The organism is Bradyrhizobium valentinum, assembly GCF_001440405.1.
Lineage (GTDB): Bacteria > Pseudomonadota > Alphaproteobacteria > Rhizobiales > Xanthobacteraceae > Bradyrhizobium > Bradyrhizobium valentinum.
Genome location: NZ_LLXX01000215.1, coordinates 294 through 25475, shown reverse-complemented (window position 1 = coordinate 25475; position 25182 = coordinate 294). Strand labels below are relative to the sequence as shown.

Here is a 25182-nt window from a genome sequence, read left to right as displayed (position 1 = left end):
AGGCGGGCGGCTTCGCCGTCGGCGTCTACGGCGGCTACAATTATCAGTTCGCCAGCCGCTTTGTGATCGGCGGTGAATTCGATTGGGGCAAGTCCACCTCGTCGCAGGACGAGCTCGTCTTTGGCGACAGCGCGCTGCTGTCGAGGTTCGGCGCGTTCGGCTCCGCCCGCCTGCGCGCAGGCTACGCGTTCGACCGCCTGCTGGCATTTGGTGCGGTCGGTGTCGGCGTGGCCAGCATCAGCAACGGCCATCGCTATACGGTTCAGAGGGGCTGCGATACCCTGGAGCAGGCGATCTGGGACGAGCAGGTCAAGGCCGGGCTGATCGCGGGCGCCGGCATCGAGTACGCTTTCACCAAGCATTTCGTCGCGCGCGGCGAATATCTCTACGCCGATTATGGCAGTGTCACGCTGTCCAGCCGGGACCGCACGCGCGCCGAATTCCGCAACGAGATGCACTTCGTGCGCGTGGGCGCCAGTTATCGGTTCTGATGCTCCGCTCAGGATGGTCCGGCGGCGATCGGCTGCCGGATCATCGGCTTGTCCAGGCGCATTATTGGAAGTGCGGCGCGGTGATCGCCTTGCGGATCGCGGCGAGCGGCGCGGCGTCGTCGAATTCAGCATCTTCGCCGATCCGCTTCAATCCGAGGTCGCGCCATAGCGCGGCAAGATCCGGCGTTATCGGCTTCGGTCCCATCTCGTCGTGGAGCCGGGTCAGCACGTCGACGCCGACGGCCTTGTCCGCGGTTGCAAGAATGCGCTCGATCGGCCAGTCCTGCTCGTGATTGCCGCCGGCGGCGAGCACGCCGCGCATCGCGTCCTGCAAGCCGAGGCGATTATTGGTACGCTTGCGGATTTCGATATCGGCGAGCAGGCAGAACATCGCGCCGCCCCAGTACTTGCGTCCCCAGGTGCCGGTGTTGTCGAGGCCCTGGTCGCCGGCCTGCGGCAGCCCCTTCGGCATGTCGCGCATCATCGCCTGCCAGATTTCCCGCGCCGTGAGGTCTCCGGCCTGCACCCGCGCGACCGGCTCGACATAGACGGCCAGTCCCTCCGACAGCCACGCGTAGCGGTCGGGCATGTCGGGCAGGGCGGTATGCACCATCTCGTGCACCATCACCCAGTCGCGCCGCAAACATCCTCGGTGGAATCGCGGCCGAAGGGAATCCGAATGGCGGCGCCGCGATAGCCCCATGTCGTGCCACCGCGGATGCGGGCGCCGTCGACGGGCACCAATAGCAGCCGCAGCGAATTGACGGGAAACCGCCCGTAATAGGTCGTGACGGCGCGAGCCGACATCCTGATCCAGTCAAGCAGTTTTTCTTTTGGCAGCGCGATGTCTCCCGGCGCGAACGCGACATTGATGGTGCCGCCGGGTACTTCAAGATCGGTCCTGGGCAGCCGGTCGAACGCGTCGTACGGCATGCGGCCGCCGCGCATATATTCCGATTGCGCGTCGGCGCGGAACGATATGGTGCTTGCCAGCATCGCGGCGGCAACGGTCCAGCGAAAGGCGCTGGCGGTTTTCATCGGAGCACGCTTTGCACCGCGGCCGACCGATGCTCGCCGGTGCCTTGCGCGATGAATGCGGCGACCTGTTCGTGGAGATCGTCAAGCATGGCGGCAAGCAAGGCCTCGCCCTTGGCCGCTGTCGCGCGTGTCGGATCGCCATAGCTGCCGGACCGGCTGTAGTTCGGCGAATTCGGATCCGACGGCGTCAACGCGCCCGGCGTCTCCTGTTTCAGAATCGGGCTGGCTTCGGCGCGGGTCATGTCGACCAGATGCGGCGCCAGCGCCAGCATCAACGACGTTTCCAACTCGTCGGCATGACTGCCATGGCTCTGCTCCGCCAATTGCTTGGCCACGCGGGGATAGCGCGGGCCTTCGTGGATCCACAAATGCTTGATCCGCATGTTCTCAAGACGTGCCAGTGCGCGATCGACGGGGGCCAATGTGCTGATCCCGGTATTGAGCACGAGCAGCTTTCGGCATCCGCCGCCGAGAATCTGCCCGGCAATCTCGCGCACGAGGGCCTCAAAGGTCGAAATCGACAGGCTGCTGCTGCCGGCATAATCGACGAAGGCGGGGTAATGGCCATAGGTCAGCGTCGGCCAGATCAGCGCGTCGATCTTTTCCGCCATCTTGCCTGCGAGCCATTCGGCTTGAATGCGGTCGGTATTGAGGGGGAGGTGGAAGCCGTGCTGCTTGGCGGCGGCGCCGATCGGCAATATTGCCACGGCGCCATCGCCGATGCGCCGTGCGACTTCGTCCCAATGCATGCGCTCGATGAAATGGCGATCGGTGTCCGTTCCCATTCGCCGGGCGCTCCCCCTTCATGAGCCGACGGAAACATCCGTCAAAAGTCCTGCCGTGATCCAGCCATGCAGATAGCCCGCGCCGCGGCCCGCCGCGCTGTCGGGGTCGTCATAGGTAGCTAACATTTCGCAGAGCACGCCGAAGGGAATGCCGTTCGCGGCCTCGTCCCACATCATCGCTTCCTCCGCCGAAAGTTCGCGGAACATCGGCGTGACGTCCTGACGCCAGATCAGGAGATGCGCGGGCTGCTCCAATTTGCTCGCGTCCGGTGGCGTTTCGTCGTTCTTGAGCGCGAGCCAGATCGCGGACGCATTGGTCGCAAGGTCGAGCCTGAATGCGCTGGGATGCGGCTGGAATCGGAGACCCGACCATGCTTCGGGGGCAAAGCCCGCCATATCGCTCAGTTCGACGACCTTGCCTTCCGCGGCGTCGAAGGCGTCGTTGAGCGCCTTTTCGAGCAGGGCGAGATCGGACAGCACGGGGTGTTCGGAGTAAGGTGCGGCCGATTTCAGGAACTCCGGCAGGCCTTGCGAGAACCAGCGCAGGTTCGGGTGCCCGGACGGCCGCGCCCTGACGTACGCGTGCCCCATCTCGTCGAACATTTCGTCGCCGAGATAGAGATGCAGCAGCTCATGGTCGTTGCGCATTGCCTCGACCAGCCGGGAGCCGTAGGCATGGCGATAAACCCCAAACAGCGTTTCACGCTTCTCGCGAGGGCTGTCGAGAATTTCAGCCAGCACCGTGTCGTCGCCATCAAGGATGCCGCGCTGAAACTCAACCTGCTGTCGCGCGAAATCGCTCATTCAGTCTGCTTTGCCGGCAAAACTTTCTCCGCCATCTCGCGGGTCCTGACAACCTCGAGCAGAAGTTCGTCGAGCGGTGGAATGTTGTCGTCGCGTTCGATCATGGTCGAGACCCGGCCGAAGCGTTTCAACGCCGCGGCATAGAGGTCCCAGACATCCTCGCACACCGGATGGTCGTGCGTGTCGATGATGTGGGTCCCCATGTGGCTGTGGCCGGCCATGTGAAACTGCACCACGCGATCTGCCGGAATGCCGTTGAGGAAGGTCATGGGGTCGTAGCCGTGGTTGAAGGCGCTGACATAGACGTTGTTGACGTCGAACAGGAGCCAGCATCCGGAGCGGCGCGACAACTCGGACAGGAATTCCCATTCCGTCATTTCGGAATTGCTGAACTGGACATAGGTCGAGACGTTTTCGAGCACGATGGCGCGGCCGAGGAAATCCTGCACCACGTGGACGCGGCTGACCACGTGATCGAGCGCTTCCCTGGTGTAGGGGATCGGCAAGAGATCATGCAGGTTCTTGCCGTGGACGCCGGTCCAGCACAGATGGTCCGACACCCATTTCGGCTCGACGCGTCGCGCGAGGTCCTTCAGGGCTTGCAGATATTCGAAATTCGGCGGTGCGGTGGAGGCGATCGACATCGACACGCCGTGCATCACCACCGGGTAGCGTTCGCAGATGCGATCGAGCGTGCGCAGCGGCTGGCCGCCGGGCAGCATGTAGTTTTCGCTGATGACCTCGAACCAGTCGATCGGCGGATTGCCGCTGAGGATTTCGTCGTAATGCTGGTGGCGCAGGCCGAGACCGAAGCCGAGGAAGGGCGGCTTGCCCGATGTCGCCGGACGGTCTGCACGCGCCGCCGCCGAGCTGTCTGGCAATCTGCTTGCGACGTTCATCTCGCCTCCGCTCCACCGCCAAACGAGGCGGCGTGTCCCAAACCGTTCCGTCAACCTAGCATGGATGCGAGGCCCGGCCTACACCGGGCCTCGATCGAGCCGTAACTAGGACGGCGTGAACTTGCCCTTGGCCGCGGCGCATTTTTCCTTGGTCATCTCCGAGAAGCCCTGGCCCTTGCAGGCGTTCTGACCCTTGCAGGCATTGGCCGCGCCCTTGCAGGCGCTCTGACCCTTGCAGGCATTGGCGCCGACGCACTTACCTTCGCCGGCAGCGTAGGTCACGGTCGACACGGTGGTGCCGGCCAGGAACAAAGTGGCAGCCGCGGCGGCCAGTGCGGCGCCGGACTTGGAAGTCATCTTCATGGTCATCCTCCAAAGAAGTGTGAGGGTGCATCGCCCGCGAGCAGCGATAGTTCCAGCCGACAAACGGCACCCGGAGATGGTTACGCAGTGGGTCTGGCTTTAGTTACACGCGCGACCGAATTTATCTGGCTGCCGGATCGAAACAAGGAGGGCCCGGCAGCGCCGGGCCCTCCTCGCACCTGATCCGCCGGTCAACCCTTGACGAACTTGGCGCCCTTGGCGGCGCACTCCTTTTCCGAGGCCATCGAGAAGCCGGTACCCTTGCAGGCGTTCTGACCTTTGCAGGCATTCGCCGCGCCCTTGCACGCGCTCTGGCCCTTGCAGGCGTTGCCGGCCATGCACTTGCCCGGGGCGGCGTTCGCTGATGTCGACACCGTCGACACCACCGAGCCGGCGAGAAACAGGGTGGCGGCGGCAGCGGCGAGCGTCGCACCGGACTTGGAATTCAACTTCATGACGATCTCCTCGATGATTGTTTGAAGACAACACGCCGCGAGCATCCATCGATCGTTCGATCACGGACCCCACGACGCAGGGGCGGGGCGGATGCCAATCAGATCGCGATGACCTGCCGGAGGACGTCAGGTCGCCGTGATATGAATGCTCATCCAGAGCCAGCTACGGGGCATCAAGCGATTTGGTTACAAAGTTTCGAAAGAAAATTTTCTTTTTTTTGCGGTTCGACATCCCGTCGACGTTTAACCCCGACGCCGCCGGGGTATTTCCTTGAGGGCGCAACACGATGGCAGAAGGCAGGTTCAGCCGGAAAGCGTGCAGCTTCAACCGATTAGGCCGGACGCGCACGCGGCGGTTTGCTTCGCACAATGAACTTCCGCTAGCCGCGCGCAGGCTTCAGCCTGGCCATCTGCGCGACCGTGGCCCGCAACTCCTCGGCATTGAAGGACGGAAACGAACAGATCCGGTTGCTGCAGGCGAACGCCGCGGGTTCGCCGAGATCGGGATATTCGACGTCGGGATTGGGCAACTTGCCCTCGCGCAGATCCAGCCATTCCAGGCGCTTGTAGCGGGCCGGCAGCGCGCGGGCGAGGGCATGCAAGGTCTTGGCGCGGGCGTCGTCCTTGTGTCCAACGATCGTCACATGGGTGGGCTCGACGGCGAGCTCTTCGTCGGCGAGCAGAACGCCAGGCAGGGGACGCATCATCCCGGCCGAGGCGCTCGCGAGATAACGCATCGCGTGCGTGGCCTGCTCGCGATAGAACTCATTGCCGAAGTAACGGTTGAGCAGGTTCATGAACCTTGCGACCTGCACCTGATCGTCGATCAGCCTGGCGGGCTTCGCGAGCACGCCGGTTTTGCCTTCCGCCGTTTTCGAGGTCACGAAGCCGCCGGCCTCATCCCGGAAGGTCGCGACGAAATCGCCGGCCTTCGCGGCCGAGGTGAGCCAGTCGCGATTTCCCGTAGCGGCATAGAGATCGAGAAAGGCCTGGCCCATCGCCAGCGTGTCGCCGACGAACGGGCCGCCGCGATCCTTCTCGCCGTGACGGAATCCGCCGCCCGGCAGTGCGCGATTGTCGACCACCCACTTTGCGGCGCGTTCCGCAATTGCAAGTATCTTGGGATCGTTGGTGACGTTGTAGTAGGCCGCAAGCCCAGAGATCGCCCAGCCGTTCTCGCGCGCATACAGGTTCTTGTCGATGCGCGGCATGCCGAGCTTGCGGCGCTCGCCATCCGGCAGTGCGTAGTATGTGTGCCCGTCGGTATCGTGGTCGAGATCGGCGTCCTGGCTGACATAGAACGCACCGTCAGGGCTCGTCAGAAAATTCGCGAGATAGCGTTCGATGTTGCGTGCGGCGGCAAGGTATTTCGGATCCTTCCACAACGCATAGGCCTGGCTGTATTGCCGGAGATATTGCGCCTGGAACGACATGATCTTTTCGAAATGCGCACGGGTCCACGAGCCGCCTTCGGAATATTGGTACACGCCGCCCCAGACCGGATCGATCAGCGCAATGGCGGCATCCAGGGTTTGCCGGGCGCGCTTGATGGCTATGGCGTCGCCGGCCTCGGCGCGGGTGATCGCGAGATCCATACTGTCGGCGTCGATGTATTTCTGGTTCTCGCCCCAGCCGCCGAGTTTTTCCTCGTAGGATTCGTCGAAATGCTTTGTCAGCGTGGCGCGCTGTTCCTTGTCGAGGAAGGCCGAGGTCGACGGCTTCACCTCGAAGGCTTCGCCGACCGACGGCCCCGGCGAAGGATCGTCGATGATGGCCTTGAGCAGCGCCTGCATCCGTTCCGGCTCGATATATCCCCTGATCTTGGCGATCTCGGCGCCATCAGGGCCGAACACGATGGTCGCCGGCCAGCCCCAGTCGCCATAGCGGCTCGACAGATCAGGGTTGGCGTCCTGATCGACCCGCACCGGCAGATATTTCGCGGCCAGCAATTCCTTGACCTCGGGATTGGCGTAGGTCGTCTTCTCCATGACGTGGCACCAGTGGCACCACACCGCCTCGAGATCGAGAATGACGAAGCGCTGTTCGGCCGCGGCGCGGGCGAACAGATCGTCGGTCCATTCACTCCATTTGGGCCCGTCGGCGGCAAACGACGGGGATGCCGCAAGCGCGAGGGCAACGGTGGCAATGCGGACGAACTTCATGGCGGCTCCCGGAAGCGCTGGCGTTTCGATAGCTACGGGCGAGGCAAAATCCGGGCTCAGCTTTTCGGCGGCGTCACGGGATTGTGAGATCAGGCCGATTTCTCGCGATGCCCGGTCGCATTTACCAGCAGCCGGTCCAGCGACGCCGCGCCGGGGCCTGCGATCGCGAGCCACATGAACGCGGCGAAGTAGGTCGCTTCCTCGAAGCCGAGCAGCGTCTCCAGGGAATCGACGTCGTCCCATTTCGCCGCCTTGATGGCAACGACCATGACCACTGCCAGCATCGCGGCCGGAATTCGCGTGAACAGGCCGAGGATCAGCATCGCACCGCCGAAAAATTCGACGCCCGCTACGAAGGGGGTGAGGATTTTAGGAAACGGAATGCCCCAGCCGACAAAGTTCTCGGTTACCTGCGCCATATGATTGAGCTTGCCCCAGCCAGACAGCATGAAGGTATAGCCGACGATGATCCGCATGATCAGTGGCCCGGCCCAGGAAAAATACGATGCGATCTGCGCGGGCAACAGGATGAGAAGATTGACGAGGAAATACATGCGAACCCCCCTTGATATCCTGGCGACGCGAGGCCGCGACCTGCGGCTCTCCTGTCCATTTCGCGCGGAAGACGTCGCGGCCGCGGTGGCGGCAATCTGGTCCTGACAGGAAATTCGCAACAGCCGGCCCGCTTGTTACGGGGCCTAGCCGAAATTTTGCAGTGCGGGGAAGGTCTCCAGCAGCCAAATGCTGACGCTGGTAACGGCGCCGGTCAGGAAGCCGATCCCGGTGATCACCATCAGGACGCCCATGGCACGTTCGACCTTGCCGAGGTGTCGCTTCATCCGCGCAAACAGGGAGGAGAACTGCTCGATCATGAAGGCTGCCAGCAGGAACGGGATTCCGAGCCCGGCGGAATAGACCGCGAGCAGGCCTGCGCCCTTGGTGACGGTCGCTTCCGCCGCCGCGATCGACAGGATCGCCGCCAGAATGGGGCCGATGCAGGGGGTCCAGCCGAAGGCAAAGGCGAGCCCCATGGCATAGGCACCCCAGAGGCCGACCGGTTTCGGCATCGGCATCCGGCCCTCGCGCATCAACAGGCCGATCCGGGTCAGGCCGAGGAAATGCAGGCCCATGATGATGATGACGATGCCGGCCAGGATCGAGAGCTCTGCCGACCAGGCGCGGATCAGGCCGCCGATCAGGGAAGCGCTGGCGCCGAGCGCCACGAAGACGGTGGAAAAACCGAGCACGAACATCAGCGCCGAAGCCATCACCGCGCGCTTGGAGGCCTGCGTCGGTCCGTCATTGGCGACATGCTCGATGGTCGCGCCGGTGAGATAGATCAGATAGGGCGGCACCAGCGGCAGCACGCAGGGCGACAGGAAGCTGACGAGACCGGCAATCAGGGCCGCCGGGATGGAAACATCGTGCATTGCATGACCTTCGAGAACTGCCGCAAGGCATAGCGCCCTCCTGGCTTGTACGGAACAGACAATCGATAAGTTTCGCCGCCATTGCGGCTCAACTGCGGTCACAGAGACGTGTCCGGGCCGCCAAATTGGCCTCGTGGGCGAAACGGACGCTGGTATGGTTGCGTAACGCCGGTAACAACCCCGCGAAACAGGACCCTGCATGCGCCTCGGCATCCGAACCGCCATTTCCGCCCTCGTGCTGACGTCCATCGTCGTCAGCACCGTCGGCGTGCATTTATTGTGGTGGCGCACCGCTCATCAGGTCAGCCAGACGCTAGCTAACACCATCAACGACCAGATCGTATCCGCGGTCGGCGACGAACTGCAGTCGGTCACGACGGAGGCTCGGTCGTCCATGATGGCGGTGCGAACGCTGCTCGCCGAAAAAGTGTTCGAGCCGCGCGATGCCAGGAAACGCGAAGTGGTTTTCCGGTCGCAATTGCTGTCGCAGCCGACCATCTCGTGGGTGGCGTTCGGATGGCCGGACGGATCGTTCTCTGCCGGGCACAAGGCCGGCGATGGCGTGATCGAAATGCTGGAGATCACCCCGGATCGCAAGATGCGAACCGACCGGTATGAATTCGTCGGCAACGATCTTCAGCTCACGAACAGCCATGTCGAGGACACAAAATATTCCGTCACCGATCAGGAATGGTTTCGCACGACGATCGAGACGAACGACGAACTCTGGACGACCTTCACGACGCATCCGAAGGGCGAGCGGCTGGCGGCCGCCTTCGCGGCGCCGATCGAGATCGACCAGAAGCCCGCCGGCGTCATCGCCATCATCATCGAACTGACGCGTGTCTCGAATTTCCTGTCGCAGCTCACTGTCGGAAAATCGGCCGGCGCCTTCATCCTCGAGCGGAACGGCGAGGTGGTTGCCGCGCCCGATCCGAACGCCAACGAGGCCGTGGCGCTCAAAACTGATCATCCGCTGTTTCCCATAGCTGTCGAGGCGATCCGAAACGCCAGCGCCTACGAGCCCGGCGAAGGGGAGCCTTTCCACACCACCGTGACGCGGGACGGCAAGGCCTATCAGGCGGTGCTGACGCCGATCTCGTTTCCGGGCTGGTCGCTGGTGACGGTGGTGCCGGAATCGGAATTTCTCGGCCCGGTGCAGATGACGATCCGGAATTTGCTGATCGGCCTTGCGGTCCTGATCGTTTTCGCCGGGCTGTTGTCGGCGTGGCTCGCCCAGCGCCTGATCGCCGCGCCGCTGATCAAAGTGATCAACGAGATCAGGCATGTCGAGCGTTTTGACCTCGACAAGGTGCAGCGCTATCCGTCGCGGCTGACTGAGATCGGGAATCTTTCCGGCGCCATCGGCGACATGGCGCAGGGGCTGGCCGCGTTCCGCAAATACATTCCGGCGGATCTGGTCAAGCGGCTGATCAGTGACGGCAACGGGGCGCGCCTCGGCGGCGCGGTACGGCCGATGAGTGTGATGTTCATCGATCTCGCCGGCTTCACCGGCATGTCGGAGCGGCTCGGCGACCGCATCATTCCGCTGCTGTCGCGCTATTTCGACAGCGTCTCGGCGGAAATTCAGAACCACAATGGCACCATCGACAAATTCATCGGCGATGCCGTGATGGCGTTCTGGGGCGCGCCGGCGCCCAATCCGGATCATGCCGTCGATTGCTGCCGCGCGGCGCTGGCGTGCCGGCGCGCCATGGAGCAGGCAAATCTCACAGACGACCACGGCCAGCCTGTCAAGATTCGCATCGGCATCAATTCCGGCGACATGCTGGTCGGCAATATCGGATCGGAAGTTCGGCTGAACTACACCGTGATCGGCGACGCCGTGAATATTGCGAGCCGGCTCGAGAGCACCAACAAGGTTTACGGCTCCACGATCATCATCGGCCCCGAAACGCGCCGGCTGGCGGGGAAAAGTATCGTGGTTCGCGAACTCGACCGGCTGGCGGTCTATGGCCGCGCCGGCGGACTGCAGATCTACGAATTGCTTGATATGGCCGGCGATATCGGCGGCGCCCCCGACTGGGTCGCTTCGTATGAAGCCGGGCTTGCCGCCTGGCGCGCCCGGGATTTTTCTGCCGCGATCGGCGCGTTCGAGAAAGTGCTGGAGGCCTGCGAGCACGATGCAGCCTCATTGACGATGATCGACCGCTGCCGGCAGCAGCTCGAAAATCCCGCCGACGAAGATTGGGACGGAACGACGATCGCACGATCCAAGTAGCCGACGCGGCCGCAGCCTTGCGCGAGGCGGCGGCTTGGCCATAGATGTGCCGGCCGTAACGCACATGTCATGGCGATCGACAGGGAAGCCGCCAGCCTTGAAAATCCTGCTGACTCATACGCCGCAGTCTCGTGCCCAGTATTACGGCGCGCGCAGCCTCAACGGGCTGCAAGCCATCGCGCAGGTGAAGCTGCATGAATTAAACGATGCGCTCGACGCCGCCGGCCTGATCGAGGCCGCTGATGATGTCGACATCATCGTGGCCGACCGGCTCACGGCGGGGCCGGGCGAGATATTTCCAGCGCTGCCGAACTTGCGCGCCTTCGTCCGCTGCGCGGTCGATATTCGCAACATCGATGTCGACGCTGCCTCCGCCGCCGGCGTCCTGGTCACGCGGGCTGGGCCGGGCTTCGTGCAATCGGTCGCCGAACTCGCGCTCGGTTTCATGGTCGACCTGTCGCGCGGCGTTTCCCGCGCAACGGCCGACTATCATGCGGCGCGTAAGCCCGAGATCATCATGGGCCGGCAACTGGCCGGCAGCCGTCTCGGCATCATCGGCTATGGCAGCATCGGCCGCTACCTGGCTGATATCGCGAAGGTGCTGGGCATGGAGATCCTGGTCGCCGATCCCTTTGCAACCGTGAGCGATACCGCGATCCGTCATGTGCCGCTCGACGATCTACTGGCCTGCTCCGACTACGTCGTCTGCCTCGCTATCGCCAACGAGCAAACCGAAAATCTGATCGGGCAGGCGGCACTGGCGTGCATGCAGAGGCATGCCTTCTTCATCAACCTGTCGCGCGGCAACCTCGTCGATGAGGCCGCGTTGTCAGCGGCGCTCCGCGAAAACCGCATCGCCGGCGCCGCGATGGATGTTGGTCGCGCTCTGGACCAGATGCCGACGCCCGAGCTCGCAAAGCTCCCCAACGTGATCGCCACGCCGCATATCGGCGGCCTGACGCCGCCGGCGATCGAGAGCCAGTCGCTGGAGACTGTGCGGCAGGTCGAGGCCATCGTTGCGGGCGAGGTACCGGCGGGGGCGGTGAATGCGGATAGTTGGAAGCGGTGGCCTTAAGCCAGCACCGGCAGCACAACGAGAGCCAGCGCTATTAACACCGCAGCACCAAGGACATGCTTGATAAAAATGACACAATTATCAGAATACTCATTTAAAAAATTTGCTTCGTGCAGGGACGGGACTTGGTGATGCGAACTACGGCCCAAGTTGCCAGTACACCGGAGACCAAGCCCCCGTGTCTGCAGCGGTGACCAACTCGGTCAGCCGCAGGCCTAGGGTAGCACAGTTTGTAGCTCACCAAGGTATCGAAATTTGCAGACGACGAGCGCTTTTCTGCGCTCGCCCTTAGTTTCAGTTAGCCACAAGTCGGCGGTAGGGTAGAGTTCGAAGGCAAAAATAGCCGGGGTGGTTACGCCGGGAAAGCAAGCTATCCAAGCCGCTTAGTCGTTAGGCAAGATTGCGGTAAGAAATTGTTGGAGTTTTAATGGCAGGCGCGTCACTCTACGGAACGCGGCTAGGTATTTCAGTTATGAAAAGACGATGTCCGCATGATCCAAGTTGAGCAAGCGTTAGAGGCGCCATCCATCGCGCCGTCAGTGATTACAAGGCGACTTGCTGCCATCGCCTTTGCGGATGTAGCAGGCTTTTCTCGTCTGATGGCTCTCCAGGATGTCGAGACGGTGCTCCGTTGGCGGACGCTTCGGACCGAGATTATGGAGCCGCACATGGTACGGCACGGCGGACGGATCGCTGAGATTGCTGGCGATGCCGTGTTGGTGGAGTTTCCGAGCGTGGTAAATGCTGTCCGCTGGGCAGCTGACGTACAGCAAGCGCAATCCCAGCGAACGCTGGAAGGCTCGTCCCCGCTCCATCTTCGGATCGCCGTTAATGTGGATGATGTGATCGATGAAGACGGCATTTTGCAGGGGGACGGCGTCAACATCGCGTCTCGCATCCATCAGGCCGCAGAGCCTGGCCAGATAGTCGTCACGGCGGCGGTCCGAGACTACGTCATGAATCGCCTGCCGCTAACTTTTCATGATCTTGGCACGCCTCCGCTGAAAAACATCAATCGGATGGTTCGTGTTTATACGGTCAAATGGAACGAAGGCGCCAGAGGCGACCCGGTCGCACAGCCCTACCTGCAATGGGCAGCGCGGCCAACGATAGCCGTGTTGCCATTCCGGACGGTCAGCGGGACCGACGACGAGACTTATTACGGTGAGGGGATCACCGACGAGATCATTACGGGCCTGTCGCGAAACAAGTCGCTTTACGTGATAGCGCGAAATTCTACGTGGCGTTATCGCGACCGCGACAAGGATCTGCGTCAAATTGCCAGTGAACTCGACGTGCGCTACGTGCTTGACGGCAGCGTGCAAAGGCAAGGAACCCGTTTGCGCATAAATGCCGAATTGATCGATATCGTCGGCAATATCTCGATCTGGGCCCAGAGATACGAGGGCTCCACCGATGATCTGTTCGAATTTCAGGATCGCATCGCCGGCAGCATCCTATCTTCGATCGAGCCTCGTGTGCGCGCAGTTGAGACGGCGCGTCTCGGTGACCGGCCGACCGATAGCCTGGACGCCTACCACTGCGTGTTGCGGGCGATGTCCTTGCTTTACACGTTTACGTTGGAAAACTACCGGGAGGCGGGAGAACTGCTCGAGCGTGCCGTCACGCTCGATCCCTCCTATGCCCAGGCCTATGCCTATCTCGGATGGTGGCTGAATTTCTGGATCGGTGAAGGCTGGTCAAAGGATCCGGACGCCGACAAGGCGCGGGCACTCCTGGTATCGCAGCGAGCGATCGAACTCGACCGCGAGGATCCATTTGCACTCGCGGTAGCTGGGCATATTCTATCCTTCTTCGGGAGAAACCCCGAGGACGCGCTTGACCTCTTTGAAGAGGCGCTGGCTCTCAACCAGAACTCTGCGTTCGCTTGGGGGCTGAGCGCCCTAACGCTTGCATACCTCGGTCGGCCCGACGAGGCGCTGGAACGGTTGCAAAATGTCTGGCGATTGAATCCGTTTGATCCGCTAAATTTCTATTTCTGGATCGTGGCTGGCATCGCTGAGTTCGTAGCCGGACGCTATAGCGAGGCCATCGGATGGCTTCGCAAAAGCAGGCGAGCCAATCCACGATTCATCGCTTGCCTGCGTATGTTAGCGGCGTCATTGGCTGCTTCGGGCGATGAAGCTGGAGCTCGGGCAATCGTCCAGGAGTTGCTCGCAATTGAGCCTTCGTTTCGAGTCTCGACATTTATTTCTTGGTATCCGCTACGTCGGCCAGACGACTTGTCTCGTCTCGCTGAGGGATTACTCGCCGCTGGCGTGTCGGAATAAGCGCATAGCAGGAGAAGTTATTTTAGACAGGAGCGAGATATGGCTTTTGGAGCAGGAGCAGGAGCGGGTGCAGGAGCGGGCGCGGGTGCTGGAGCGGGCGCCGGTGCTGGAGCGGGTGCTGGGGCAGGAGCCGGTGCGGGAGCAGGAGCGGGCGCCGGTGCTGGAGCGGGTGCTGGGGCAGGAGCCGGTGCGGGAGCTGGGGCAGGTGCGGGAGCTGGGGCGGGAGCAAGTGTATATCCAAGTGCTGGGCGCAGCTATTACGCGACGCCGTGGGAGCTACGATATCGACCCTGGACGTTGGACTTTACGCCTGACGATGCTGGATCGCCCGCGTTCCCGCATGATTATCTCGTCAATCCCTACCAGGCCGATCCGTTCTTGGAGTGGACAACGGAGGACTGGGACCCGGCACTGCGCTTTTGGACGCTGCCCTACGATCTGCAACTCACTCAATGGCTCAAGGCCGTCGATCCCACCAAGCCATCGATTCTTGCCGCTTGTGAATTCGGCGGGCAAAAAGACCTCTGGCTGCACGATCGCCCCAAGTTGATCGCGGATGGGTGGCTTGAGGCCGACGATCTCGCCTGGCAGCCTGACCCGGACCTTTACGGTGACCCAGGCTGGGATGCTGAGAAGCTTCGCGCATGGAATATCATCCTCTGTGAAATCCGAGAGCTTCAGCAGTTCATGGTGGATGACCGCGAGCGCTACCTTTCCGAGATCGATGTACAAGCCGACGGACTGGCTGACTACTTCTTGCACTTTATCGGGGCTAGCGAAGGCCGCCACCCCTGGACGATTGAGCTTGTCAACTGCGGGCTCGCGATCGGCAACATCGCCTACATGTCCTACAAGCAAAAATTCAAGCGCGTCCGCCCCTCGTTTCTGTGCCCTGGGCTTATTCCGGCGTTTGGTCCTCCCGCACATCCGGCCTTCCCCAGCGGACATTCGTTTTTGGGCCACTTCATTGCGCTGCTGCTGCTGGAAATCCCAGCGCTGTATCAGCGTTACGGTATCTTCTCCGGGGGTGAAGGAGATGTTGGGGGGGGTGTGAGCGCGGATACACTAGAGGGACGTGATCCAATTCCATCGCCGATGTTCTGGCTGTCGCAGCGTTTGGCAAAAAATCGCGAGCGACTGGGCGTTCACTACCCATCGGATTCATTCGCAAGCAGGCATCTTGCTTTCGGCATCTGGTACGCGCTTCGAAAAGAAACGACGCCAAGGCGTATCGTGTGTCCAACTCTGGAGCGAGTTCTCAGCCACGCCACAGCCGAATGGCCAACGGATTGGTCCTGATCCGCTCGCATAAGCTTACGGAAGAGGAAGCGTGACGACGCGCAAACCCATGTTGTTGTCGCCTGAGACGAGATCGATCAGCCGAGTACGCATATAGGAGCAAGCGCGGGCCGGTACATCGATGTAGGCCCCATCGGCAAGGCAGGATGCCTTCGCCAGGATGATGAAGCGTTGGCCCGACGCGGGTGCGAACTGGAAGGGGCCAAACGTTGCGTCGGCCTGCGCCTCGATGTCTTGAGCTGCGGTTGCCGGTAGAGCAGTCCAGCCCGGTTCATTCCAGGCAGGTGGAGCGGAATTGATTGGCCATTCGCGCCACCATACGGCGACCGTGACGCCGGTAGCCTTCTCGGACCCGCGATTGCCAACAACGACAGAGATACCGCTGGCTTCCACCGTGATCGCGTTGCGATGCGCCTGCCAGGGCAACGGATCTCCTACGTTCTGATCGAGGGGCCAGTGCAGCGAAACCGGAGCATAGCTTCCCGGCCCATACTCTATGGGTTCACTCTCCGTCGATTCCGAACCTCGACCATTTGCAATGTAGACATCGACGGGAGGCGGCAGGCCGGGCGCATTTGTAATCGTGCCTGCAGGCGCGTAAAGCCCTTGTGCTTCGAAAGCCCAGCGAATGACCTTTTGAGCGCAGCCGCCAATCCGTTCATAGTACGTGGCGCCGTCGTCCGACGCCACTCTGAAAATTGTTGCACCAAAGTCAGCGTCGATCAACGCGTCTACAAATTGCTCAGGATCATTCCTCAGAGGGACTGCCGGCTGTGTACCCAGCAGTTGAAGTGCCTGCATGATGAGGAACAGGCAGTAGTGCGAAGCAGTGTGGCGCGTATTAATATCGTCCGGGGTTTCCTCCATCGTGTCCCCGCCCAGAACGCGATAGAGCCGGAATAGCGAAGACGATAAGATTTGCTCGCTCAAATAGGCCTTGCGCCTCGGTGCTGTCGATTCGGGCACGCGGGCAAGCGCGCTATGCATGGTGCCGCCCCAGCTCCAGCCGTTCGTCACGGAACGATCATGCCGGCGCGGGAGGAATACCCATGGAAAGGTCATCCCTCGCCAGTATGTGCCCTTCTTCGATAGCTGGGATACCGGATCCAGAGCAATCGCAGCGAGTGCGTCACCAGGGCTATGCGCAAAACGAAGCTCGAGTTCGCCTACGGCAGCAACCAGCAACACGTGACCGATCTCATGCCATATCCAGCGATCGTCGGCGGCTATTCCGATTGGCTCAGCCGGTGAAGGGTCGATACTGTTCCATGATTTGCGCTCCCGGCGAGACATGTCAGCCCAGGCGAGATGCATCTCCATCCCCGGACGGTCACCGACGGCCGTCGGACCCACGAAATCGAATGGCCAACCATCAACCTGTACGCACGCATTGACGGTACGGCCGTCCTTGCCCGGGCCGGCCTGCATGCCCGAGCGGTAGGCGAGCCGCAGAGGCAGGCTCCCTATTCGGAAATACGCGAACGGATCAAGACCATAAGCAGCAAGGCGGTTAAAGATCCGGCTCACATTGTAGAATGCGCTTACCGCGGCGAAGTCGTCGGAATGAACGGGTGGTTTCGTGCCGCCAGGAAGGTTGACAGATTTAGGACTATTCGCGGGGGCTCCGTGGTCGGCTAGGACGAATCCTGGACACTGGACTACCCGCAGCCACTCGTGGCCTCCGCTGCTGAGGACGAGAGGCCTAGGATAATAAGGTAGTCCCGACACTGTGGTACGATAATAGTCCAGCTCATCATCGGAGCGCGAAGGGCGACTTTTGCCATAGCCCTGGTTCGTGGCTTGCGAAGGTGGATCGATCGGAAACAACCGTGCGTCGCCCACAGCGTGGGCCTGCAGCATGACACGGCCAAGCACCTTTCCAGCCTTCTTGGGCGTTCCGACAACAGTGAAGAAGTAGCTGATTGCTTCGCCTGAGGACGAGTGGCTGCGGCCAGTCCCGCGGCGTTCAACCTGCCATTCGTCCTCTCCATCAACCCAAATCAGACGGGCGCCCCGAACAGATATTGAAGTAAGGCCCAGCATCGAAGCAATGTCGCGTTTGACTTCCTCGGAGTGCAACTGCGCCAGCAGCTGTGCCGGCTTCGTCCTGACTTCTTCCCAGTCCACGCTCTCGAGGCCTCTTGTATCGGGGCCATAGAACGAAGCGGATATTCCGATGAAGTGCGCGTTGAGCTCTCCTTCCGCAGTTGAGCGCAAATTCGCCACCATGCTAAGGCCTAATCCCGAACCGATGAACTTGCCGCTCAGCCGCTCGGAAGCCAGGAGAACAACGGTTTGGTCAGGCTCAGCCCCCTCCATCGTCTTGCGCCCAAGCCGGAATGAAACGAAGGGATTGCCGGCATCTTCATCGGCCTCGTTCTCGGGGGGCCATCCGATCGGCATCCAGCCGAAGGTCGGGTCGTCCTTTCCCGGACCGAGTGCATCCAGCCATTGTTGTGGCAGACCTTCGGTCTCGCCAAACTCCCTGAGTCTCGTGAGATACTCGTGGGCCGAATTTTGCAGCGAGGTTGCGATGCGCGATCGGTCCACCGTCCTCACGAATGGAGACATCGGGTGTCGCAATGAGGCCGCCGTCAGCTCGCCGTCAGTCGCTTGGCGCGAGCTCCAGGCGCCATGCCGAGTTGGGTTCCAGGCACTATGCCCTGCGGGTTCGTCTGCGATAGCCATTTGCGTAGCCTCCGATGGCTGTGCTTGGCGTGGCGCGACAGCGCTCCATCGTCGCGTCAGGCCGATACTCTACTCTATCTGTCGATGCCCGGCGACACCGGATTTGAGCACCCTGCGGCCGGCCTTCCTGCTGAGCAGTGCTCGGCATCGGAGGCGGCCTTCCCCCGCCACTTCTCGAGGATCAGCCATCACAAGATTGCTTCAATTGAATCGGCCCGAGACAAAAAGCTTGACCCCGTCGTCCACGGATGGTCGGAAGAATGAATTGAAATCATTCATCGATGTTTCCGTCGTTTCGAACTTGCGCGAACCTCGACGCGGTCCTGCAATTATACAAACCCCATGCCTCTCCCCTTCTTCTACGGCTGGCTGATCGTTGTGGTGACGTTCGTCACCATGGCGATCGGCGTCAATGCGCGGACGGCGTTCTCGCTGTTCTTTCCGCCGATCATCGGCGAGTTCGGCTGGGATCGCGGCGTCACCGCGGGCGCGTTTTCGTTCGGCTTTGTGGTTTCGGGGGCCGTCAGTCCGTTGATCGGGCGCATGATGGATCGCTTCGGGCCGCGCGGGGTGATGCAGCTTGGCGTCGCGCTGATGGGCGGCGGGCTGTTGCTCGCGCCGCTGACGACGCAGCCCTGGCATCTCTATCTCACCATCGGCGTGCTGGTGGGGGCGGGGAGCGTGTGTCTCGGCTATTCCGGCCAATCGCTGTTTCTGCCGAACTGGTTCATTCGCCGCCGCGGGCTCGCCATGGGGCTCGCCTTTGCCGGCGTCGGCATCGGCTCGGTGACCTTGCTGCCGTGGGTGCAGCACATGATCGAGCAGACCGGATGGCGCACCGCCTGCACCGCGATGGGCATTCTGGTGCTCGTAGTACTCGCGCCGATCAATTTGTTGCTGCGCAAGCGCCCGGAGGATATCGGGCTATTGCCGGATGGCGATGCAGCGCCGTCGGCGACATCGGCCGCACCTCGCTCGAACGTCGTCGATCCCGTGTGGGTCAATACCGACTGGACGCTGCGCCGCGCGTTGCGTACCGCGCGCTTCTGGTGGATCTCGCTCGGTTACTTCTGCGGCCTGTACATCTGGTATGCGGTTCAGGTGCACCAGACCAAGTTTCTGCTCGACGTCGGTTTCAGCGCGAACGTGGCGGTGTGGGCGCTCGGGGTCGTCAGCCTGCTCGGCATTCCCGGCCAGATCTGGCTCGGACATCTCTCCGACCGGATCGGGCGCGAATGGATATGGGCGATCAGTTGCGCCGGTTTTGCGATCTGCTATGCGGCGCTGATCGCCTTGAAATTCGCGCCGGTGTTGCCGCTGGTCTATCTCATGATCTTCACGCAGGGCGCCCTCGGCTATGGCCTGACGTCGATCATCGGCGCGGTGGTGCTGGAGATCTTTCAGGGCAACCAATATGGCAGCATCTTCGGCACCATCATGCTGGCGGCGCTGGCCGGAGGCGCTGCAGGCCCGTGGGCGACTGGGCTGCTCTACGATCTGTCAGGCAGCTACACGTCGGCCTTTGCGATCGGCATTGCCGTCAGCATCCTGTCGGCGGTGGCGATCTGGCGGGCGTCGCCGCGCAAGGTGAGGGCGGTTGCAGGACAAATGCATAAGCGCCAAATCAAGAGCGAGGCGGGCTAGCCGCCGTAATTGCACGGCGCTCGATCGTGGCTAATCGAGCGCGCTTCAATGTAGAATGGTTTCCGCAACACGTCTCAGGCCGATGAAATTCCCATCGCCCTCTGCAGATCGCCGATGGCGCGAAAAAAGCTGTCGGGCGATGTGGTCTCGGGATCGATCAGGCGGTGCAGGCGGAAGCCGTCCTCCAGCGCCAGCACCAGCGCGCCGGCCCATGTCGGATTGAGAATTGTCGTTCTGCCGGCGTTCCTGGCCGTGGTCTCGATGATGTCGGTGACCAGTTTTCGCCGGGCGCGCAGCCGCTTGGCGAGTTCGGGCCGGCGCTTTTCAGCGCGCGCCACGAACAGGATCATTTCCATATGCAGCAGGGGAGAGCGGCCGAGCGGGTCCTGCTGACTGCGGTCCATGGTCTTCAGCGCATCGATGAAGTCCGCAAGGTTCTTGTGCCTGTGGAGCAGATCGCGGATGCGCCCGATGGATTGCTCAACGTGATCCTCGAGCATCGCGATGATCAATTCGTCCTTGCTTTTGAAGTTTGAATAGAACGCCCCGCGCGTGAAGCTGGCTGCCGCCGCAATCGCCTCGATGCTGGCGCCGCCGATTCCCTGTTCCTCGAACACGCGGGCCGCCGCTTCGAACAGCTTCTCGCGGGTATCGTCCCTTGTGGGTCTCGTTCGCACTCTTGACATCCGTCCAGTTTAGGCGAGAATGCAACTCAATACAATAATGTATCGAGTTTCCGATCGATGGCCCGGGGAAACGCGCTGAGCTGCGCATAGCAACCAGTTGAGGTCACCATGAACGAGCATGTTCAGACTGCCAGCAGCGCGCCGCTGTTCAATCCGCTGGCCCCGGAATTCATTCGCAATCCCTATCCCCATTACGAGCGGATGCGGACCACCGATCCGGTGCACCTGGCGCCGCTTGGGATGTATGTCGCGAGCCGCCATGCCGAGGTCAGCCTCGTGATGCGCGACAAGCGGTTCGGCAAGGATTACGTCGAACGCACGATCCGCCGCTACGGCCCGAAGATCATGGACGAGCCGGTGTTCCGCAGCATGAGCCACTGGATGCTGCAGCAGGATCCGCCGGACCACACCCGCTTGCGCGGGCTGGTGGTAAAGGCCTTCACCGCGCGCCGGGTCGAGGACATGCGCCCGCGCATCCAGCAGGTCGTCGACGAAACGCTCGACCGAGTAATCCCGCAGGGCAGGATGGACCTGATCGAGGATTTCGCGTTCCGCCTGCCGGTCACCATTATCTGCGACATGCTCGGAATCCCGGAGGATCATCGCGAGGCGTTTTACACCGGCTCGCGCGACGGTGGACGCCTGCTCGATCCGGTGCCGCTGTCGCCGGAGGAGATCAAGCAGGGCAACGCCAGCAACGCGTTGGCCGCGATGTATTTTCAGCAGCTCTTCGATCTCAGGCGAAAGAACCCGGGCGACGACCTGATCACGCAATTGGTGCAAGCCGAGGAGGATGGCAGCAAGCTCTCCAACGAGGAACTGACGGCCAATATCATTCTCCTGTTCGGCGCGGGCCACGAGACCACGGTCAACCTGATCGGCAACGGCCTGCTGGCGCTGCATCGCAATCCTGACCAGCTTGCGCTGCTCAAGGTCAAGCCGGAGCTCATCACCAACGCGATCGAGGAATTCCTTCGCTACGACTCATCCGTGCAATTGACCGGCCGGGTGGCGCTGGAAGACATCGACGACCTCGGGGGAAAACGCATTCCGAAGGGCGAGGCCGTGCTGTGCCTGCTCGGCTCGGCCAACCACGACCCTGCGGTCTATCCTGATAACCCGGAGCGGCTCGACATTACCCGGCCGAATGTGAGGCCGCTGTCCTTTGGTGGCGGCATCCATTTCTGCCTCGGCGCCCAGTTGGCGCGAATCGAGGCCGAGGTTGCGATTTCGACCCTGCTTCGGCGGATACCGGACCTGCGGCTGGATGACGCGCTCAATCCGGAATGGCGGCCGACCTTCGTGCTGCGCGGCCTGAAGCGCCTGCCGGCGAGCTGGTAGCCGCATCGCGGCGGTTTTTAGTCCCAGGCTCCGGTGGTTGGAGAGCCGGGCGGGGCGCCTGTCAGTATGCCACTGTGACTTCGCCACACTTCTCTCTATATTCCCGGCAGCTCCGGGGCCGGGTTCGGCGTAGCGCGGCCTGCGCGCCGGGGCGGTTCAAGGGGAGACACCGTGCAGACGACACTGCTCGGCCTGGCAATCGCCTTCATCATTGCGTTGATTGCCGCGCTCGTCGGGCCGTATTTTATTGACTGGAACCAGTTCCGGCCGCAATTCGAGGCCGAGGCGACGCGGATCATCGGCGCGCCGGTTCGGGTCGGCGGCAAGCTGGACGCGCGGCTGTTGCCCGCGCCGTCGCTGCAACTGCGCTCGGTCGCGGTCGGCGGCGCCAACGATCTCGGCAAGGTTCGCGCCGATAAGCTCGACGTGGAGTTCAGCCTGGGCTCGCTGATGCGTGGCGAGGTGCGCGCCACCGAATTGACGATCAACGGCATGTCGCTCGATCTCGGGCTCGACGCCAAGGGGCGGATCGATTGGCCGGCATCGACCGGGACGGTCAATCTGGGGTCGCTGGCGATCGATCGGCTCAATCTCACCGGCCGCATCGCCCTGCATGATGCGGCCAGCCGCTCTACGCTCGAACTGAACGACATCGCTTTCAGCGGCGACGTGCGTTCGCTGGCCGGCTCGATCCGCGGCGACGGCAATTTCATGCTGTCGGGCACGCGTTATCCATTTCGCATCTCCTCGGGGCAGGGCCCCGACGGCAACGGCACCCGGGTTCACCTCAATATCGATCCGGGCCAGCGCGCGCTCGCAATCGATCTCGATGGCGTCTTGAATTTCGACGCCCGTGTGCCGCGCTTCGACGGCGCGATAACGCTCGTCGCTCCTCCCGGCCAGAAGGGTAAGGGCAACGATCCACCGTGGCGTATAGCGGCGAAGGTTAAATCCGATTATTCGGCGGGGCGCCTCGAACAGGTCGAAGTGACTTACGGCCCTGAGGAGCGCGCGCTGAAACTTTCAGGCAGCGGCGACATCCGCTTCGGTGCGACGCCGCTATTGCGCGCGGCGCTGTCGGCGCGTCAGCTCGATGCCGACAGATTCGTCGCCAAGGAAAACAGCAAGGAAAATAGCAAGGAAAATACCACGGACAATTCCCCCGAACCGGCGCGCGCGCTGCCGGCGCTGCGGGCACTCACGTCCGTCATTCCGCATTTGCCGATCCCCGCGCAAATCGAGCTCGCTTCCGAGCAGATCATGCTGGGCGGACGCCCATTGCAGGACATCGCCGCCGAGCTGGAAGGCGATGCCAAATCCTGGCGCATCCACAGGCTGGAGTTCCGCGCGCCCGGCGCGACCAAGGTTTCGCTCAGCGAGGCCACCGCGAAGAGCGTTGCGCCGGATCGGTTTAAAGCCGCGCTCAGCGTCGAATCCTCCGATCCCGAGGCGCTGCTGACCTGGCTGCAGGGCCGCGGCGAGATCGCCTATCGCAGCCAGAAGCCGCTTCGCATGCGCGGCGACGTCACCGTGGCGCCCGAAGGCTTTGTCATCGACACCATGAAGGCCGACATCGAAGGCGGCACGGTGGAGGGGCGGGTCGTGGTGTCGCACCGGCAAGCGGATCGCGGTTCCCGGGTCGATGCGGAACTGAAGGCGGCGCGTCTCGATCTCGATGCCGCCACGGCCTTTATGCGGTCGCTGGCGGGACCGCAGGGCGAGTGGCCGGATGAAGGAAGGCTTTCGCTCGATGTCGGCCAGGCCACGTCCTCCGGCCAGGAGCTTAGTCCGCTGCTCGCCAGGCTGGCCTACTCGCCGGCGAAGCTGGCGCTTGAGCAGTTGAAGATCGGCCAGTTTGAGAACGTGACGCTGGATGGCGCGGGCAATTTCGACCGCGTCAATGCGACCGGATGGTTTGCGCTCAACTCGAGCGCTGCCTCGCTCGGTCGGTTGAACAGCCTGATCGTACCTTTTTCACCGACGCTGGCCGCCAGGCTCAATGCAATGGGGAACAGCCCCGGCCCGGCGCGCCTGAAACTGGCGCTCGACCTCAACCGGGATGGCGGGCAGTCCGATCGCCTCCAGGCGCGCGCCACAGCCGATCTCGACTCCCCGCAGCTCAAGGGCGTCACCACAATCACCGCCAGACCAGCCGTCGCGGCAGTCCAGGGTCTCGATCTTGCCACGCTCCGGCACGGCGAAGTTGGGATCGAGTCGAAATTGTCGTCCGAGCAAGGCCGCGCGCTGCTGGCGTTGCTCGGGCTCGATCGCGCCGTCACGGCGGGCGACGGCCCGGCGCGATTCGAGGGCACCGCGACGGGTGCGTGGGGCGCGCCGTTGCGGCTCAAGGCCAAGATCTCGGGAACGGGACTCGATGCCGAAGCGGAGGGCTCCGCCGAACCTTGGGCGCAGGAGGCCAAGGCCAGTCTCTCCTTAAAAGTTCGCAGCGCCGATTTCGGGCCGCTGCTCGACCTCAAGCCGGCGGATACGCTGGCGCAGAATATCGGCCTGTCTTCGCGCGTGTCGCTGGCCGGCAACAGGCTGACCTTCGACGATCTCGACAGCAGCATCGGCGGCTCGCGCCTGCGCGGCCGCGTGGCGGTGACGCTTGGCGAGGAAAAGGACATCGAGGGTGAAATCGGCGCCGAGCAACTCGCGCTGGCGCCGGCCTTTGCCTTGGCGCTCGGCGCTGCCGGGCACGACGCTGCCGAGCCGCTCGGCACCGGGCTCGCGAAGGGCTGGCGTGGCAGAATCGCGTTTCAAGCATTGCGCGGCCTGCTGCCGGGCGGAAGTGAACTGCAGCCGGTGAGCGGGGTGGTCAAGAGCGACGGCCAGTCGCTGACCTTCGATACCATCAAAGGCAAGATCGGCGGCGGCGATGTCGCCGCAATTGTCGATGCGAGGCCGGGCGCGAACGGAATTGCGATAAACGCAAGCGTCCAGTTCTCCAACGTCGACGGCACGACGCTACGCTATCGCAACCTCGCGATGCCCGCCGGCCGCGCGTCGATGCAGATGACGCTGACGAGCCAGGGCCGCAGCGCCTCGGCGCTGGCGGGCGCGCTGTCCGGCAGCGGAACGCTGACGCTGGAGGCGGCCAGGATCTCAGGCCTCGATCCGCGCGCCTTCGAAGTGGCGGTTCGCGCCAATGACAGCGGGCAGGCAAAGGACGACATCCGATTGAAGCAGATCGTCGAGTCCGCATTGCCGGCCGGCGCGCTTGCGGTTCCTTCCGCACAAATCCCGTTTACCGTCAGGGACGGCCGGCTTCGTGTCGGCGCCACCACGCTGGACGGCAATGGCGTGCGGGCCACCGTTTCCGGCGGCTACGATATTGCCGCCGATCAGGCCGATATCCGCGCCGCGCTTTCCTTGACAATGACGACCGGGCGCCCGGAGATTCAACTGCTTGCCGTGGGCACGCCCGACGCGCTCAGCCGCAGCGTCGATGTTGCCCCACTATCTTCGTGGCTGGCGGTGCGCGCGATC

Annotated in this window: 20 protein-coding genes; 8 read left to right on the top strand and 12 right to left on the bottom strand. The window is 62.6% G+C overall.

Going from position 1 to position 25182, the window contains the following annotated elements:
* Positions 1-491: outer membrane protein (locus CP49_RS37215; protein WP_057855081.1), on the top strand; the 491-nt coding region annotated here is incomplete at its 5' end.
* A 61-nt stretch (positions 492-552) separates the two neighbouring features.
* Here the strand turns inward: CP49_RS37215 and CP49_RS48335 are convergent.
* From CP49_RS48335 to CP49_RS37165, 10 genes are all read right to left on the bottom strand, one after another.
* Positions 553-1134 (bottom strand): hypothetical protein, encoded by a 582-nt coding sequence (locus tag CP49_RS48335; RefSeq protein ID WP_245311061.1) that lies wholly within the window; start codon positions 1132-1134, stop codon positions 553-555.
* Positions 1116-1529: a hypothetical protein gene (locus tag CP49_RS48330; RefSeq protein WP_057855079.1), complete on the bottom strand. Its 414-nt coding sequence runs from the start codon at positions 1527-1529 to the stop codon at positions 1116-1118. The genes CP49_RS48335 and CP49_RS48330 overlap by 19 nt, the downstream gene beginning before the upstream one ends.
* The gene (locus tag CP49_RS37200; protein WP_057855078.1) at positions 1526-2314 is read right to left on the bottom strand and encodes a creatininase family protein; all 789 of its coding nucleotides are present in this window, start codon (positions 2312-2314) and stop codon (positions 1526-1528) included. Before CP49_RS37200 ends, CP49_RS48330 begins: the two co-directional genes overlap by 4 nt.
* An 18-nt stretch (positions 2315-2332) precedes the next feature.
* A complete protein-coding gene (locus tag CP49_RS37195; RefSeq protein WP_057855077.1) occupies positions 2333-3118 on the bottom strand; it encodes an HvfC/BufC N-terminal domain-containing protein in 786 nt (261 codons plus the stop codon).
* A complete protein-coding gene (gene bufB, locus CP49_RS37190) occupies positions 3115-4017 on the bottom strand; it encodes an MNIO family bufferin maturase (protein WP_082646440.1) in 903 nt (300 codons plus the stop codon). The genes CP49_RS37195 and bufB overlap by 4 nt, the downstream gene beginning before the upstream one ends.
* A gap of 105 nt (positions 4018-4122) precedes the next feature.
* Complete coding sequence (gene bufA2 / locus CP49_RS37185; protein ID WP_057855102.1) at positions 4123-4380, bottom strand: BufA2 family periplasmic bufferin-type metallophore; 258 nt, start codon at positions 4378-4380, stop codon at positions 4123-4125.
* Between the two features lie 191 nt (positions 4381-4571).
* On the bottom strand, positions 4572-4835 hold the full coding sequence (gene bufA2, locus CP49_RS37180) for a BufA2 family periplasmic bufferin-type metallophore (RefSeq protein WP_063791834.1): 264 nt from the start codon (positions 4833-4835) through the stop codon (positions 4572-4574).
* A gap of 380 nt (positions 4836-5215) precedes the next feature.
* Positions 5216-6997 (bottom strand): DUF255 domain-containing protein, encoded by a 1782-nt coding sequence (locus CP49_RS37175; RefSeq protein ID WP_057855075.1) that lies wholly within the window; start codon positions 6995-6997, stop codon positions 5216-5218.
* Between the two features lie 89 nt (positions 6998-7086).
* Positions 7087-7551, bottom strand: a complete 465-nt coding sequence (locus CP49_RS37170; protein WP_057855074.1) for a DoxX family protein — start codon at positions 7549-7551, stop codon at positions 7087-7089.
* A 144-nt stretch (positions 7552-7695) separates the two neighbouring features.
* Complete coding sequence (locus CP49_RS37165) at positions 7696-8427, bottom strand: cytochrome c biogenesis CcdA family protein (protein ID WP_057855073.1); 732 nt, start codon at positions 8425-8427, stop codon at positions 7696-7698.
* Between the two features lie 199 nt (positions 8428-8626).
* On the opposite strand from CP49_RS37165, the gene CP49_RS37160 reads away from it, so the two are divergent.
* From CP49_RS37160 to CP49_RS37145, 4 genes are all read left to right on the top strand, one after another.
* Positions 8627-10669, top strand: a complete 2043-nt coding sequence (locus CP49_RS37160; RefSeq protein WP_057855072.1) for an adenylate/guanylate cyclase domain-containing protein — start codon at positions 8627-8629, stop codon at positions 10667-10669.
* Between the two features lie 97 nt (positions 10670-10766).
* Positions 10767-11744: a hydroxyacid dehydrogenase gene (locus tag CP49_RS37155; protein WP_057855071.1), complete on the top strand. Its 978-nt coding sequence runs from the start codon at positions 10767-10769 to the stop codon at positions 11742-11744.
* Between the two features lie 491 nt (positions 11745-12235).
* Entirely contained in the window at positions 12236-14035 is a 1800-nt protein-coding gene (locus CP49_RS37150) for an adenylate/guanylate cyclase domain-containing protein (RefSeq protein ID WP_057855070.1), read from the top strand.
* Positions 14036-14332: 297 nt separating this feature from the next.
* A complete protein-coding gene (locus CP49_RS37145; RefSeq protein WP_057855069.1) occupies positions 14333-15334 on the top strand; it encodes a phosphatase PAP2 family protein in 1002 nt (333 codons plus the stop codon).
* 15 nt (positions 15335-15349) lie between these two features.
* On the opposite strand, the gene CP49_RS37140 is transcribed toward CP49_RS37145, so the two are convergent.
* Positions 15350-17905: a hypothetical protein gene (locus CP49_RS37140; RefSeq protein WP_156438865.1), complete on the bottom strand. Its 2556-nt coding sequence runs from the start codon at positions 17903-17905 to the stop codon at positions 15350-15352.
* 459 nt (positions 17906-18364) lie between these two features.
* Between CP49_RS37140 and CP49_RS37135 the strand changes: the two genes are divergently transcribed.
* Positions 18365-19666: an MFS transporter gene (locus tag CP49_RS37135; RefSeq protein ID WP_057855067.1), complete on the top strand. Its 1302-nt coding sequence runs from the start codon at positions 18365-18367 to the stop codon at positions 19664-19666.
* 74 nt (positions 19667-19740) lie between these two features.
* Here the strand turns inward: CP49_RS37135 and CP49_RS37130 are convergent, their stop codons facing one another.
* On the bottom strand, positions 19741-20352 hold the full coding sequence (locus tag CP49_RS37130) for a TetR/AcrR family transcriptional regulator (RefSeq protein WP_057855066.1): 612 nt from the start codon (positions 20350-20352) through the stop codon (positions 19741-19743).
* A gap of 108 nt (positions 20353-20460) precedes the next feature.
* Here CP49_RS37130 and CP49_RS37125 point away from each other — a divergent pair, with 108 nt between their 5' ends.
* Together CP49_RS37125 and CP49_RS37120 are read left to right on the top strand one after the other, a co-directional pair.
* Positions 20461-21693 carry a cytochrome P450 gene (locus CP49_RS37125; RefSeq protein ID WP_057855065.1) on the top strand — a complete coding sequence of 411 codons (1233 nt, stop codon included), beginning with the start codon at positions 20461-20463 and terminating at the stop codon, positions 21691-21693.
* Positions 21694-21864: 171 nt separating this feature from the next.
* A partial coding sequence (locus CP49_RS37120) for an AsmA family protein (protein WP_057855064.1) occupies positions 21865-25182 on the top strand: 3318 nt, incomplete at its 3' end.

What these genes read in the sequence shown, in the direction of transcription:
- CP49_RS37135 (WP_057855067.1), top strand. Translation starts at nt 18,365, where the DNA reads ATGCCTCTCCCCTTCTTCTACGGCTGGCTGATCGTTGTGGTGACGTTC.
- CP49_RS48330 (WP_057855079.1), bottom strand. Translation starts at nt 1,529, where the DNA reads ATGAAAACCGCCAGCGCCTTTCGCTGGACCGTTGCCGCCGCGATGCTG.
- CP49_RS37140 (WP_156438865.1), bottom strand. Translation starts at nt 17,905, where the DNA reads ATGTCTCCATTCGTGAGGACGGTGGACCGATCGCGCATCGCAACCTCG.
- CP49_RS37170 (WP_057855074.1), bottom strand. Translation starts at nt 7,551, where the DNA reads ATGTATTTCCTCGTCAATCTTCTCATCCTGTTGCCCGCGCAGATCGCA.
- CP49_RS37195 (WP_057855077.1), bottom strand. Translation starts at nt 3,118, where the DNA reads ATGAGCGATTTCGCGCGACAGCAGGTTGAGTTTCAGCGCGGCATCCTT.
- CP49_RS37165 (WP_057855073.1), bottom strand. Translation starts at nt 8,427, where the DNA reads ATGCACGATGTTTCCATCCCGGCGGCCCTGATTGCCGGTCTCGTCAGC.
- CP49_RS37175 (WP_057855075.1), bottom strand. Translation starts at nt 6,997, where the DNA reads ATGAAGTTCGTCCGCATTGCCACCGTTGCCCTCGCGCTTGCGGCATCC.
- CP49_RS37130 (WP_057855066.1), bottom strand. Translation starts at nt 20,352, where the DNA reads ATGTCAAGAGTGCGAACGAGACCCACAAGGGACGATACCCGCGAGAAG.
- CP49_RS37200 (WP_057855078.1), bottom strand. Translation starts at nt 2,314, where the DNA reads ATGGGAACGGACACCGATCGCCATTTCATCGAGCGCATGCATTGGGAC.
- bufB (WP_082646440.1), bottom strand. Translation starts at nt 4,017, where the DNA reads ATGAACGTCGCAAGCAGATTGCCAGACAGCTCGGCGGCGGCGCGTGCA.
- bufA2 (WP_057855102.1), bottom strand. Translation starts at nt 4,380, where the DNA reads ATGAAGATGACTTCCAAGTCCGGCGCCGCACTGGCCGCCGCGGCTGCC.
- CP49_RS37150 (WP_057855070.1), top strand. Translation starts at nt 12,236, where the DNA reads ATGATCCAAGTTGAGCAAGCGTTAGAGGCGCCATCCATCGCGCCGTCA.
- CP49_RS37125 (WP_057855065.1), top strand. Translation starts at nt 20,461, where the DNA reads ATGAACGAGCATGTTCAGACTGCCAGCAGCGCGCCGCTGTTCAATCCG.
- bufA2 (WP_063791834.1), bottom strand. Translation starts at nt 4,835, where the DNA reads ATGAAGTTGAATTCCAAGTCCGGTGCGACGCTCGCCGCTGCCGCCGCC.
- CP49_RS37160 (WP_057855072.1), top strand. Translation starts at nt 8,627, where the DNA reads ATGCGCCTCGGCATCCGAACCGCCATTTCCGCCCTCGTGCTGACGTCC.